This is a genomic window from Leptospira levettii, from assembly GCF_002812085.1.
In the GTDB taxonomy this organism is placed as follows: Bacteria; Spirochaetota; Leptospiria; order Leptospirales; family Leptospiraceae; genus Leptospira_A; species Leptospira_A levettii.
Map to the genome: position 1 here is coordinate 18261 of NZ_NPDM01000005.1, position 12892 is coordinate 31152.

The window sequence follows — 12892 nt, forward strand, 5'->3', positions numbered from 1 at the left end:
TGTGAAAAAAAGGCAGATCTCACTTCCATTCATAGAAAAAAAATAACGCTTTTGTCTACCGGCATAAATGAGTTTTCAAAAGATGCCACAACTCAATCACTCATCCCAATTTATTTAAAAAGAGCCAGATCGATTCTTCTTGAAGCGAATGGAGATACTGGATACTCGGGAGAAGTTGTATTAAAGGTTACTCATAAACCTGAATACAAACAGGTCCAACTAAAAAAAGCGGAAGAGGATCTTTCCTACATAGAGAATCATTTATCCAACTGTTCGCAAGAACAGTTAAAAGATTTTAATGAATTAAAGGGAATTTTGCAAAATTCAAAATGAGTCGTTTTTTTTATCCTTTATTTTTGATTCTATTGACCACAAGTTGCAGTCAACTATCTAGAGAGGAACAATTACATGATGAATGTGATACAACTCGAAAAAATGGATATTTGTATATGATACCGATCCTTCAAAGACACACAACAACTGGTGTTTCCGATACCAATGTTACCTATTGGGTCGGCAATACAGAATTGGCTTATAGAAAGTGTATTTCAGAAGCAAAGAAAAATGAGTTCAATTTACGATCCAATTGATATATCATTTGCTTCTTCTTGGATCAGTCTTGAACCTGCTCTAAAAGTTAAATAACTCCAAACCCAACTGATGAGTGTGCTCATTTTATTTTTGAAACCAACTTGGTATACAAGGTGTACGAACAACCAACCAAGCCAACCCATTAGGCCCTTTAGTCGTATTCCGCCAAATTCGGCAACTGCATCTGTCCTTCCGATTGTCGCCATATTCCCTTTGTCAAAATATTGAAATGGTGTTAAGGTTTTATTTTTTTCAATTGATTGAATGATTTTTGCAACATATCGTCCTTGTTGCATCGCAACAGGAGAAACTCCTGGTAGGGGCCTGTTTAAACCTTTGCTAAAATTGGCAGCATCTCCAATAACGAATACATTTTGATATTCTGTTGATCTGCAATATTCATCTACAATGATTCTGTTCGCCTTATCTTTGTTAATTGAAAGTTTTTTTGATAGTTCTGACCCCTCTACTCCTGCAGCCCAAATGATAGTATTAGATACAATCGTTCTATCTTTTAGAACAACTCCTGTGTCGGTTATATCCAAGACAGGGGAGTTAGTTAATACTTCAACTCCCCTACTTTCTAATTTTTCTTTAGTAAATGTGCTGGAATTTTCACTGAATGCATTTAATAAGCGTGGGCCAGCTTCAATTAAAGTTACTTTTGTCATCCCGGAATCGATACTTCGAAAATCTTTTCGTATAATGTTATGTGACAATTCAGCAATCGAACCTGCTAACTCAACGCCAGTAGGACCACCTCCAATGATTACATAATGCATTAAACTTTTTGCTTTTTCGTAATCGCCGATTAATTCGGCTTGTTCGAATGATAATAATATCTGTTTTCGAATTGCTAACGCATCTTTTAAATTTTTTAATCCTAAGGTTTTTGATTGCCATTGAGAATTTCCGAAATAACTGGTTTTTGCTCCTGTCGCTATCACCAAATAATCATATTTTTCGTTACGGTTTTGAAATGACACTTCTCTTGAATTGAAATTGATACCAGTTACTTCCCCATATAAAATTTTCACATTTTTAAAATTGGTTGTGATGGATCGAGTTGGAATCGCTATATCAGCTGGAGATAAGACAGCTGTTGCAACTTGGTATAGTAAAGGTTGGAAAAGATGATGATTTTTTTTATCGATCACTAAAATTTCAAAGTTACTATTATTTCCTAGTGATTTGATAACCTGTAGTCCACCAAAACCAGCACCTATGATGATAACTTTTTTCTTTAAATGGGACACATTTATACTCCTAAGTAATCTAAGAAACCAGTAGAACAATTCTCTACTAAGTCTTGTACTTTTTCAAAGTCCTTTTCGCTTCCATAATATGGGTCAGGAACAATATCAGGTCCTGCATCAGTACGAAATTTTCCAAATTTAAAAATCTTATTTTTTAGAGTTTCGTCATTCATTAGACTCAAAACATCGTTGTAATTGTTATTATCCATTACAATTAAATAGTCAAAATATTGAAGATCCTTTGATTGTAGTTTTCTAGATCGATGTGTGAGTTGGATTCCATGTTGAAGTGCTACTTTTCGTGTCCGAGGGTCAGGTAGTTCTCCATCGTGATAACCAGACGTACCACAAGAATCAACTTCGAACATATGATCTAAGTTTCTTTTTTTGATTAAATTTTCGAATGCACCTTGGGCTGCTGGGGATCGACAAATATTACCCAAACATATAAACAAAACTTTTATTTTATCTTTCATTTAATTTAAATAGTAAATATAATTTTTACCGTATTGTTTTAGCCATTTTTCAGCGATTTTAAAATTTGGATTTTGGCTTTTCACAATATTCCAAAATTTTTGCGAGTGATTGTGTTCAATTGTATGTGAAATTTCATGTAGGATAATGTAATCTATAATATAATCTGGACAATGTACCAAACTTAAGTTTATTGATATATCATTTTTAGAATTACAACTTCCCCATAACGATCGCATTGTCCTTATACTGATTTTGTTTACCTTCGTTTTTAAATTAGATTCAAATTTTTGTACCAAGGGTTCAATTTTGGAAAACAACAGTGATTTTAAATAATGTTTTGCTTTTTTCTGTCTCAGGATTTCATTCTTCTCCTTTTTGATATAAAAACCATTCCCAGGATCATAGGAAATTTTTTTGTCATTGAGATAAATTTTTACAATTTCCCCAAAGATATGAGTTGTCTCGCCATTTTCAAATTTGAGTTTTTTCGGAATGTCTTTAGGGATCTTTTGTAGTTTGTTTAAGATCCAGTTTTGTTTTTCGGCTATAAAGTTTTCTAATTGAATTTTTGAAATTTTTGCTGGGTGTTTTAGAACAACTCTACCGTTTTGATAAACAGTTAGAGATATATTTTTGCTTTTTGTAATTTTCCTTTCAATTTCAATTTGTTTCATTCGTTTCGATTTTTTCTTTAGTTTCTGATTCCTGTTTTTCAGTTTTATCGATTCCGTTGTTCCATTCTATTTTGTTAAGAACTCCTATTTCGATTGAAAAATCTTTGATATTGATATGAGATTTAAATCCTGATACCAGATTAGATGTCAAATCGGCTACAGTCAACCCACCTTGTGAGGTGAATCTCCCTTCAGAGAAAAAACGTCTATGATTTAATCTAAAATAACTTAACCATGTGGGATTAAATTGGTAACCTATTTCAATTTTTGAGTTCCATCCGAATCCATAATTTTCAGAGAAAAAGTTAATTGATCTTTGTACATGAAAATCTCTGGTTTTGATCCTTCCGATAGAAGGCATAAAACTAAAATCGAAGTATAAATTGTTTTTAGAATAACGGTAACCTCCTCCATAAAAAACTTCCCATAGATCATTTGAGTAACTTAATCCTAATCCAATTGGAGCATAAAAAACTGGAGTAGTTTCTATGTATTGATTCACGTCATAAAAGAGATATTTGAAGTAGGAATAACGGGCGCCTGTTGATAAGAATAAACCAGAACCTTCTTTCCAATAGTCTGGATTCGCGTCTTGAAAATAATAACGACCAAAAAGTTCGATTCTATTTTCTACGACTGTTGACTTACCCTTCCCATCGGCAAAATTTCTGCTTCCTGAATATACTGTAGCTGAGTCTCGGTAACTCCATTCTCTGGTCGCAATGTTTGTTGAATTTTCAGTTGAAACTGCACCTAGAAAAAAATCTTCATCCCTAGCTTCACCTGATTTCTGATTCCAACCGGTTGTTTTTAATTTTCCGTTAATTTCCCATCTATCTTTTGTATAAATTCCCTGGATTCCAAATAATGTGAAAGTTCGCGGGAAGGATATTCTAGAGCCACCACGAATGCCAGACAAATTAGGGTATTTATTGCCTGTTTCAAAGATATACTCACCTCCGGATCTTTCAATAGATGGTCCCCAGATAACTTCAGAATTAGTTGGAGAAGTAATTACTAGAAGGCAGGTAAAAATTAGGAAAAATTTGAAAAAATTTAGCACCAACTTAGAATGAAAATTACCTCAATGTTGTAAATTCGTAAATTGGTTTCCTCTAGGTGTTTTAAGGAAACCAGGAGAGTGGTCATCTTTAAATAAAAGTTCTCTCCTAGGGGTGAAATGATTTCACCCCTAGGAGACATAATTAAATTGACAATAGTCATCAAGATACAATGGTTAGAGTAGGTAAGGTAACGTGGAAACAGTGTTTGATTCTGAAGAAGCTGCAAAATTTCTTGGGCTACATCTCGATGATTTTTTGCAGAGAGTAACGGCATTAAAAGTCCCTGGTTGGAAAACTGGTGAATTTAAGAAGTCGGTACTTTCAAAATATTTTGAAATCAATCATTCGGAAGGATTTGATAGTAACGTTATAGCAATCTCTAATCAAAAAGGAGGGGAGGGGAAAACAACTATCAGCTTATACTTAGCAGAAGCACTTTCGGAGAATCATAAAGTATTATTAATTGATTGGGATCCCCAAGCAAATGCAACTCAGTTATTTCTAAATGACGATGTTACTTCGATTATGGATTATTTAGGTTATCGTGGAAAAAAACCAAGGAACATTGAACCCCTCATTAAAACAGTAGCGAAGAATTTTGATTTATTGCCTTCTACATTGGAACTTGCAAATCTGACGACTCCTTATGAGAGAGATGACTTCGAATTATTAAAAGAGGCAATTTTACCATTAAGATCAAATTATGAATATATCATCATTGATTGTCCGCCTTCGTTAGGATTAATTTTAGAAAATGCATTGATATGCGCAGATTATATTCTTGTTCCAATTCAAACTAGGGCATTTAGTTTGCAAGGGATTCGAGATTTGTACGAGACGATCCAAAAAATTCAAAGAAAAGCTAACCAACGATTAAAATTATTAGGAGCTGTTTTAAATCAATTTGAAGGACAAAAAGCTTTGGCAGGTTTGGCTGAAGGTGTTAAAAAATATTTCCCTGTATTTGAGACTGTTATACAAAGACGTGAATCCATTCCACAAGCTCAAGCTAAGATGAGTTTTTTATCAAAAATCGACTTAGCTACTATGAAAAATTTCCGAGAATTGGCAACTGAGGTGAAAGATAAAATTAATGTCCAAAAAAACTGAATTCCAAGCATTAGATTTAATTTCTGCTTATTCTGAGAAAAAAAAGAATCCTTCTCATCTTGAGTTAAGCCAAATATTCCCAAATCCAACACAACCTCGTCTTATTGGTAGAGAAGATACTTCTGATTTACTCCCTTCAATGGAACGACTAGGTTTGATTGAGCCTATATTGGTTCGAAAAGAAAAAGGAAAGTATTTAATTGTTGCGGGTGAACGTAGATACAGAGCAGCATTAAAGCTTGGATGGAAAGAAATTCCAGCCATTATTACAGATGCAAACGAAGATGTTTGTTATGAAATGTCATTAGCAGAAAATGAGAAACGAAAAAATTTAAATCCCTGGGAAGTAGGTAAAGCAATCCAATATCTAAGGAAAGAAAAGAAAAAAACTGCCGATGAAGTTTCAATTCTTTTGGGTTACAGTGAAAGGTATGTTAAACAACTTAGCAGTATAGCGAGATTAGATCAGAAATCAGTAATGGAACTGATCATTAGTGGCAAACCTTTGTCAGTCAAAAATTTAGAAGATTTACTTAAAAGAAAAGAAAATAGAGGGGGTGAAATCATTTCACCCCGCGTTGGTTTATCGCAAACTAAAATTAGTATTAATGTCGGAAAACTAAATAGTAAATTACGCGAGAGTTTTTTAAAGGAATTAAACTCGCTCAAAAAAAAATACGGTATCAGTGAATAGAGGAAAAATGAAATCAACTTTAAAATTAAAAACAATAGATGATATCGAAAAAGAATTATCAATTATAATCACTTGCGAAAAAAAACAAAAATCAGACGTTACATTATCTCAGATTTTTGATTTTTTGGCTGAGTCCATTGAATTATCGATTCAAGGAGTTGGTTATACTACCAAAAGAACAACTGTAAATAAGCTTTTAGGTAAATACAAATTCGCAAAACTAATATCAACTGGCCATTATACAAAGGCAAATCAAATCCCCGGTTTCCCACCTAGAGATTTAGGTGATCCTGAATCTGCACAATTAAGATTAAAAACATCTTTAACTGCTTTTAAATTACACTCTGGGCCCTTTGCTGATCATCCTGTTTTTGGTGAACTTGATAAAAAACAATGGGAGAAAATTCATGGGATTCTCTCTTCTTTTTTATTCGGATACATACAGTTGTTTGGTGATGAAAAACTTAGATTTGTAAAAGATAGAGAGAACAAAAAAGAACGAAATTTTTCTGAAAAAAAGCAAAATCACCACCAAAGAAAAAATGAGGACAAGGGTGAATCGAAACCAAGCGGACACAATAATAGAAAATGGAAAAATAAAAAGAAATCCCATTATAAGGGAAATAAAAACCAAGGAGGAGGAGGACATAAATGAGGATTACGTTAGTAAGCGGAAGTCATAGAAAAAATTCACAATCATTAAAAGTAACAAATTATTTAGCATCAATATTAAAAGATAAAGGTATTGAAATTCATATTCTAGACTTAGGTACTTCACCATTACCTATTTGGGAGCCTGGAATGTGGGAAAAAGATTCGGAGATAAAAAAATTTTGGAACGAATACAACCAGGGATTGTCTGAATCCGATGCATATGTATTTATTACTCCAGAATATGCTGGTATGGCAAGTCCGGCGATGAAAAACTTTTTTCTATATCTATCTGGTGGAGACATTTCTCATAAACCAGGACTAATTATAACAGTATCAAGTGGAATGGGTGGAAGTTACCCAAATGCCGAGCTGAGAATGTCTAGTTATAAAAACACAAGAATTGTTTATATACCAGACCATGTTATTGTAAGACATGTAGAAACACTTCTAAATTCAGACACACCGGAATCAAAAGAAGATACATATATCCGCGGTAGACTAAACTATGTATTGAATGTGTTAGTAGAATATGCAAAAGCGTTTACAAGCATTAGGTCAAGCGGTGTGATTGATATAAAAACTTACCCTTTTGGATTATAATCGATATTAATATTGGAATTCCAACATTGAGTATAAGTGTAAATAGATAACCAAAAAATGGGCCTGCAAACGTATACGGATCTACACTGTGCATAAAATGAATGATAAATGGATGTAGTAGGAAGATAAATAAACTTTGATTCCCTATGTAACTAAGGACCTTGGAAACTTTTCCATTGAAATCATTCAAGAATTGCCAAATAAATAACAGAAAAAGAACCGGATATATTGTGTGGTGATTTTTTAAGTCTGAACCGAATAAATGACTAAAAATTAGGATCAAAATTAAGGATAAAACAAAATAAATTGATAATATAAATTTTGAGTTCTGATTGATATCAGAGCTAGATTGATTTGTTTTCCCGATGTTAATTCCTAATACAAAGAAAAAAATATAATTGAAGATTGAAATTGAATGATATTCGGATGGCAAATAAGTATCAAAAAATCCTAAATTTGAGATCACATTGATTAAGAAAGAAGCCAAGAGGATTATATTCCTGCCACTTCCTGCCTTCATGATTGGATTTAAAATATAGAATAAAAGGTAAAATTGTAATAACAAAGGCACAAAATAAAAGGGAGTGAATACTTTTCCTAAAACATAAAAGATAAGAAATTCATTCAGAGTATAATGATTGTATTTAATCCAATATCCAAGAATTGAGAAAATCGTATATGGAAGTACAAGGTGCTTAAATTTTGATATCCAATAACCTTCCTTTATTTTTAGAAAAATAGCTGATGTTAGGATAAATATTGGAACTGAAAATCGTGCAAAATTTGATAACATCAAAGTATTGTGAATGATAAATGTATCAGCAGGATGAAAAAACTGAAAGTAAGAATGGATATGAATCATCACAATACCTATCATTGCAAACCCTCGCAGTACATCAAAACGTGATTCTCTGCTATTTTTTGTTTGGATTGGCACAGGAAATAATAATGGGATGCAAAAGGTGTAAAATGTAAGTGCCAACATCCCGGCTAGTATGATCCCTAATAATTCCCATTCCATAGTGTATTTGTCCTTTTCGAACATTTTCATTTTATATTTCAGGCTGGAAAGGAAAATGAATTCAGATTTTAGCCAAAATAGCCAAAAATAGATATAGGAGTCACCATTTTATGAGCAAACTCAACATTCCGCCGAACCAAAGGATCTTCAAAGAAGGGGAGTTGAATAATGCTATGTACATCATTTTGCAAGGGAACGTTGAAATTTTTTTTACTGTTAATAATAGTCAAACTCGATTAGCACTCATGAAACCTGGGGATTTTTTTGGAGAAATGGCTTTGTTTAGTTCCAATCCAAGGAGTGCGACTGCAAGGACAATTACAAACTGTGAATTAGCAGTGATTGAGAGTAAACAACAGTTAGAAAATTTCCTAGTTAAAAATCCGAAATTTGCCGCGAAGATGGTTTCCATTATGGCGGATCGATTAGCAAAAACAAATGAATTGTTGATTAGCAGTATGGAAAAATCCGTTGCTAAGAAAATTGAATTTAGTACTGAATTAGGGAAAGATTTAAAAGAAGATCTGGGAAGTGTATAGCTTCAAACCTTCTATCCATAAATAGATGGTAAGTTTTTTTTGACCAAAGTGATCTCTAATATAGGCGCATAACTGAGTAAATTCTTCAAATTGACCTTGTGACCTTCCGCTAGGACAAATTCTTTTAAAATTTCCAATGTTTCTTCAGGTGGTAAACTTGAGATAAAAGGGTATTCTGGATGACCAACTAAATTGAGTTCGTCAGCCAAATTCGGGTCTTCTAAATCTTTTTCTTCAAGTGTAAGTAATAATTTCCAATCCATTTTTATATAAAGAGATTTTGGTATTCTTCTCTATGTTCCTCAAATTTTACTTTAAAACGATCTTGCATTTCTCGAAATTCTTTTTCTGAGTGAATTTCAAAATAATCCAAAACTTCTGGTTCTACAGTAAAGTAATTCCCTTTTCCTTTGCCTATATTTGCCAAGATGTCTGCTAAGTATATGATTTGGCATAAAATATTATTTCTCGATTTACACTGCCAAGGTTTGTGATGAAAACGAATTACATCTAAAATTTCATCGGGGAAATGCCATTTGTCAGAAATTAAATAACCAATTTCTGAATGTGTTGTTCCAACGGTGTATTCTTCTACCCATTCAGAAATTTCCGTATTATCGTCACTTCTTAAAACTCGGATTTGATTCACTTGGCTTAAATCAAGGGATAGTAGAACCATCCTTCCTAAATCATGTAGTAGGGCAGCGATAGTTGCAGTTTCTAAGAGTTGGATGTGTTTTCGCTTTTCTTCCAAGAGAAATTTCACATACATAGAAGTTTTGAAAGAATGTGTCCAAACTAACACTTGTTTCGCATAACGAGAGTTAAGTATTTTTTTAGCTCCCAAGGTCAAAAAAATTGACTCGAGGTTTTTTAGACCTATCCTTTTCACTCCTTCAAAAACAGAAACAATGGATTTATGAACTCCAAATAATGGTGAATTTGCAATTTTGATAATTTCAGCTGAGATTGCCGGGTCTTTTTCAGCTTCTGTCGCAATTTCTTGGAATGTAACATCCTTTTTCTTTGCAATCATGATCAATTTATTAATTTGAGCAGGCAAAGGAGGAAGTGAATTTACTTCTCGGATCAAAAGGTCTTTAATACGTGATTGGCTATCTTTTGGAATCAATTGTTTAGGAATACGAATGATGACTTCTGTATAGTCCTCGCCTGTTACCAATTCGAAAAATTGATTTGGTATTCCTGAATTACGAAGTAGGATATGAATCAATACAATGCCTAATCCAGAACTTTCCTCATTGTCTACGGATTCTCTATAAGCATCATTTATGTTTTTGTATTTTGTTGATGCTTGGACCCTTCTTACGATTCGATTTTTTTCTTCTGGTAGTATTTTGGCATTATTGCAAACTCGGAACTCTATAAAATCTTCCTTGTACATCGTACTCAGAGAAATAGAATAATTTGATTTTTCTAATGATGAAAATACTCGTTTACGATGGTGTCCAAATTCGTCCTTATAAAGACTTATCCCTCGAGCATAATCTTTTTCATTCCATAAGTCTAACCCTTGTTCTGAGAAAAAAACACGTTTCCCATTGGCCTTACAACCATTCACTAAAAGTTCGCTTAGGATGGTGAATAAGATCTCATGTAGGAATTCCAGGGAAATACTCCTAACCACTCGACCAATCCAAATGTCCAATTCCGGACAGTCGATTTCCGAAAAATGGACATATTCTTTGGTGATCAATTTCCCAGAGAGAAAGTCCTCCTGGAATGTCATGAGTGGCGGAATCGACATGTTAAAACTGTTTTGAACCTTGTTTCTCTTTTTGAAAACCGAAAATTTTATTTTGAAATTTACCTAGAAAATCCGATAATAGTAACTATGGAACTCTCGAAAAAAAGCCTTCTCTTTACCATTTTGTTCAGTCTAGCAGTTGTTTCAATTTCTGCACAGGACACTAAACCACAAACAACACCAACCGACGTGAATCAAGAAAATCACGATGCCAAAGAAGGCCAAGACAAAGAGTTGTTCGAGTACTACTATAAAACACGTCCAGAAAATTTACCACCTAATAAAGCAAAACTCGAATATAACCTGATAAAGACGCTCAAAAAAGAAATTATGAGTCGTGATTATTCAAAAGAGTCAGCAGAATCAATCAAAAAAATAGATGCAACTAACATCCAATACGAAAGGGTATACCGAGATAGCAAATGGTTACGTGGGTTTATGACTCAAAATACACATCTCAATTATATGGAATATATGTATGTTGTGAAATACGATAAATATATGTGTTTTGTTACTTTTGATGTAAATCCTGAGAATTACTTACAACAATCACGTCAGTCTCATTTGGTTTTTTCCGGGAAGGATAAGTTCGAAGTAACAATTCCGAAACCCTAATAGTTAAAAAAACAGCTGTTAAAGCAAGGAAATAGTAAAAACTAAATTTAAAATATTTTTCTAAGTTCTCTAAAAGGGGGAGTGGCTCTTCATTCCCCATAATTCTCGAAATTGCAGTAGGTTTTCCTAAAATCCTCAATTCCTTTTTGTAAATTTCAATTGAATCACCTAACCTTAACCTTTTGTAAATGGAATAAGGGATTCTTTCGGTAGATTCATACAAAGATCCATCAGATAAACCGAAATTATAATGGCATTGGTAAGCGATTGGGAATTGATTTTTGATTCGAGACAATTCTTGCACTCTCGCAAAACTTCTGTTTTTTTCATTGATGAGTGAAGTAGACTCCTCTTTTAAGAAGGAGTTTTCGTAATAAATGAGGGAATAGAATATAGAAATCACGAAAAAGGAAACGAAAACCGAATTGGAGATCCAAACGGAAATTCGTGGAGTCATCTAGGACTTAGATGGCTCCTCAAAAGACTTCAAAGCATCTTCTCGATCAGAAAAAAACTGGAATGCATTTGATAAACCTAAAAGATGAAACACTTGTAAAATGGAACTTGTTACACCAACGAGAGCCATTTCCTTGTTTCGTTTTTGTAAGTTCATTTTGACATCTAATATCATTCGTATTCCTAAACTAGAAATGTAACGTAATTCAGAAAAATCTAATATCAAATGTTTTCTATCGGCTCCCACCATTTCATCAAGTATGGTTTGAGTGATTCGGTCTAACGGACCAGATTCCATCCGTCCTTTAATTTGAACAATGACAGTTCCATTGATGCGCTTTTGTTCGATTTCGTATGGTAAGTCCTGCATGGATTCCCCTCTCTTTAGTGGAACAACTACAAATAATTTCTCAGGCGATAATTTGATTACCGCTTTTGCATACGGTGGAAAAGGGTAGTGTCTCTCTGTGAGAGAATCCACTGCCAAACCACCATTCATTTCGGAAATAACTTCCACTTGATCCAAAGCCCTAAAATCTGCCAAGGAAAACTCTGTTTCTCGTGATTTGACTCGGATTTCTCTGGAATATACATGGAAAAATGGCTCATGTTTCGAAAATGGTGGGAATTTTTTAGGGAAACAGGAACTGATCCAACCTGTTGATCCTGCACCCGTGTAAACAAGTAATCCAGAACATTTTTGTTCTTCCTTTTTGTCCAAATAGGAGATCCAAAACCTTGAAGTTAGATCTGGGCTATTGTTTCGGATGGAAAGTTCACAAACAGCTGGAACGGTTTTAAGTTTTGTACCATTTGGGTACACAATTTCCGTTTCTAATAGTGACCAAGACTCTACTTTTGTTTGTTTAAAATTATGTTTTACGGCTTCACCAAGTTCTTCTGCCGTAAACCCAAGGAGTGCACCCACTGAAGAATCTGGATCCGAATTACATCCAATCAAATGTGAATTGCCGACCAAATGAGCAACATATGTGAAATGATTATCACCACCATGTGCGACTACTAAATCATAATTCGATCCCGAATCAGGGTCAAAGTGTTCCCGGAAAACAAAATCTGCCTTAGGAAATACATGTGTTTTTAGATATTCGCGGGAACGAATTTGCCTTTCGTGGGATTCATATGTGCGTTGGAATACATCTGGATTTTGTTTTGTGACTTCCTTATAGGCTTGGATGGAACCATAAGTTTCCAAATCCAACTCATATTTGGTTCGTTTGAAAACGACAACGATCTTCTTGTATTTGATGGAAGTCATGAGTTTTGGAAGAAATTCCCATTTTCCTTAGGAAAATAAAGGTTTTTTTACAAAAACTACGATTTTCTTAGGGAATTTTAAGAAAAATTGTATC

16 protein-coding genes are annotated in these 12892 nt (G+C 33.8%); 8 read left to right on the forward strand and 8 right to left on the reverse strand.

From position 1 onward, the window contains the following. Positions 1-51 precede the first annotated feature (51 nt). Positions 52-333, forward strand: coding sequence for a hypothetical protein (locus CH354_RS14020; RefSeq protein WP_243396098.1), 282 nt, complete (start codon positions 52-54; stop codon positions 331-333). 116 nt (positions 334-449) lie between these two features. Further along, positions 450-590 carry a hypothetical protein gene (locus CH354_RS18370; RefSeq protein WP_165780367.1) on the forward strand — a complete coding sequence of 47 codons (141 nt, stop codon included), beginning with the start codon at positions 450-452 and terminating at the stop codon, positions 588-590. On the opposite strand, the gene CH354_RS14030 is transcribed toward CH354_RS18370, so the two are convergent. Genes CH354_RS14030 through CH354_RS14045 form a run of 4 tightly spaced genes read right to left on the reverse strand, consistent with a single transcriptional unit; the run spans position 576 to position 4064 of the window. Beyond that, entirely contained in the window at positions 576-1847 is a 1272-nt protein-coding gene (locus CH354_RS14030) for an NAD(P)/FAD-dependent oxidoreductase (RefSeq protein WP_100727763.1), read from the reverse strand. The genes CH354_RS18370 and CH354_RS14030 overlap by 15 nt on opposite strands. A gap of 2 nt (positions 1848-1849) precedes the next feature. Continuing rightward, on the reverse strand, positions 1850-2323 hold the full coding sequence (locus CH354_RS14035; protein WP_100715997.1) for a low molecular weight protein-tyrosine-phosphatase: 474 nt from the start codon (positions 2321-2323) through the stop codon (positions 1850-1852). After that, positions 2324-2998, reverse strand: coding sequence for a M48 family metallopeptidase (locus tag CH354_RS14040; RefSeq protein ID WP_100715996.1), 675 nt, complete (start codon positions 2996-2998; stop codon positions 2324-2326). After that, positions 2985-4064, reverse strand: coding sequence for a putative porin (locus CH354_RS14045; RefSeq protein ID WP_100715995.1), 1080 nt, complete (start codon positions 4062-4064; stop codon positions 2985-2987). Before CH354_RS14045 ends, CH354_RS14040 begins: the two co-directional genes overlap by 14 nt. 190 nt (positions 4065-4254) lie before the next feature. On the opposite strand from CH354_RS14045, the gene CH354_RS14050 reads away from it, so the two are divergent. From CH354_RS14050 to CH354_RS14065, 4 genes are read left to right on the forward strand one after another with little or no spacing between them, the layout of a single operon-like run. Continuing rightward, entirely contained in the window at positions 4255-5172 is a 918-nt protein-coding gene (locus tag CH354_RS14050) for a ParA family protein (protein ID WP_100715994.1), read from the forward strand. After that, positions 5156-5866 carry a ParB/RepB/Spo0J family partition protein gene (locus CH354_RS14055; protein ID WP_100715993.1) on the forward strand — a complete coding sequence of 237 codons (711 nt, stop codon included), beginning with the start codon at positions 5156-5158 and terminating at the stop codon, positions 5864-5866. The genes CH354_RS14050 and CH354_RS14055 overlap by 17 nt, the downstream gene beginning before the upstream one ends. A gap of 7 nt (positions 5867-5873) precedes the next feature. Beyond that, positions 5874-6521: a DUF1569 domain-containing protein gene (locus CH354_RS14060; protein ID WP_100716062.1), complete on the forward strand. Its 648-nt coding sequence runs from the start codon at positions 5874-5876 to the stop codon at positions 6519-6521. Further along, positions 6518-7120 (forward strand): NADPH-dependent FMN reductase, encoded by a 603-nt coding sequence (locus tag CH354_RS14065; protein ID WP_100715992.1) that lies wholly within the window; start codon positions 6518-6520, stop codon positions 7118-7120. The genes CH354_RS14060 and CH354_RS14065 overlap by 4 nt, the downstream gene beginning before the upstream one ends. Here the strand turns inward: CH354_RS14065 and CH354_RS14070 are convergent. Beyond that, positions 7071-8171 carry an acyltransferase family protein gene (locus CH354_RS14070; RefSeq protein WP_239671096.1) on the reverse strand — a complete coding sequence of 367 codons (1101 nt, stop codon included), beginning with the start codon at positions 8169-8171 and terminating at the stop codon, positions 7071-7073. The genes CH354_RS14065 and CH354_RS14070 overlap by 50 nt on opposite strands. Positions 8172-8251: 80 nt before the next feature. Here CH354_RS14070 and CH354_RS14075 point away from each other — a divergent pair, with 80 nt between their 5' ends. Continuing rightward, positions 8252-8680, forward strand: coding sequence for a Crp/Fnr family transcriptional regulator (locus CH354_RS14075; protein ID WP_100715991.1), 429 nt, complete (start codon positions 8252-8254; stop codon positions 8678-8680). Positions 8681-8691: 11 nt separating this feature from the next. Here CH354_RS14075 and CH354_RS14080 read toward each other — a convergent pair whose 3' ends face one another. Further along, on the reverse strand, positions 8692-8943 hold the full coding sequence (locus CH354_RS14080; RefSeq protein ID WP_100715990.1) for a hypothetical protein: 252 nt from the start codon (positions 8941-8943) through the stop codon (positions 8692-8694). Between the two features lie 2 nt (positions 8944-8945). After that, the gene (locus CH354_RS14085) at positions 8946-10448 is read right to left on the reverse strand and encodes an HDOD domain-containing protein (protein WP_100715989.1); all 1503 of its coding nucleotides are present in this window, start codon (positions 10446-10448) and stop codon (positions 8946-8948) included. Between the two features lie 87 nt (positions 10449-10535). Between CH354_RS14085 and CH354_RS14090 the strand changes: the two genes are divergently transcribed. Beyond that, a complete protein-coding gene (locus CH354_RS14090; protein WP_100716060.1) occupies positions 10536-11063 on the forward strand; it encodes a hypothetical protein in 528 nt (175 codons plus the stop codon). Between the two features lie 457 nt (positions 11064-11520). On the opposite strand, the gene CH354_RS14100 is transcribed toward CH354_RS14090, so the two are convergent. After that, the gene (locus CH354_RS14100; protein WP_100715987.1) at positions 11521-12798 is read right to left on the reverse strand and encodes an STAS domain-containing protein; all 1278 of its coding nucleotides are present in this window, start codon (positions 12796-12798) and stop codon (positions 11521-11523) included. Positions 12799-12892 lie beyond the last annotated feature (94 nt).

Bases quoted from the DNA above. Each gene is read 5' to 3' on its own strand.
- CH354_RS14085 (WP_100715989.1), bottom strand. From the start codon at position 10,448: ATGTCGATTCCGCCACTCATGACATTCCAGGAGGACTTTCTCTCTGGG.
- CH354_RS14070 (WP_239671096.1), bottom strand. From the start codon at position 8,171: ATGAAAATGTTCGAAAAGGACAAATACACTATGGAATGGGAATTATTA.
- CH354_RS14040 (WP_100715996.1), bottom strand. From the start codon at position 2,998: ATGAAACAAATTGAAATTGAAAGGAAAATTACAAAAAGCAAAAATATA.
- CH354_RS18370 (WP_165780367.1), top strand. From the start codon at position 450: ATGATACCGATCCTTCAAAGACACACAACAACTGGTGTTTCCGATACC.
- CH354_RS14065 (WP_100715992.1), top strand. From the start codon at position 6,518: ATGAGGATTACGTTAGTAAGCGGAAGTCATAGAAAAAATTCACAATCA.
- CH354_RS14035 (WP_100715997.1), bottom strand. From the start codon at position 2,323: ATGAAAGATAAAATAAAAGTTTTGTTTATATGTTTGGGTAATATTTGT.
- CH354_RS14075 (WP_100715991.1), top strand. From the start codon at position 8,252: ATGAGCAAACTCAACATTCCGCCGAACCAAAGGATCTTCAAAGAAGGG.
- CH354_RS14080 (WP_100715990.1), bottom strand. From the start codon at position 8,943: ATGGATTGGAAATTATTACTTACACTTGAAGAAAAAGATTTAGAAGAC.
- CH354_RS14100 (WP_100715987.1), bottom strand. From the start codon at position 12,798: ATGACTTCCATCAAATACAAGAAGATCGTTGTCGTTTTCAAACGAACC.
- CH354_RS14055 (WP_100715993.1), top strand. From the start codon at position 5,156: ATGTCCAAAAAAACTGAATTCCAAGCATTAGATTTAATTTCTGCTTAT.
- CH354_RS14060 (WP_100716062.1), top strand. From the start codon at position 5,874: ATGAAATCAACTTTAAAATTAAAAACAATAGATGATATCGAAAAAGAA.
- CH354_RS14090 (WP_100716060.1), top strand. From the start codon at position 10,536: ATGGAACTCTCGAAAAAAAGCCTTCTCTTTACCATTTTGTTCAGTCTA.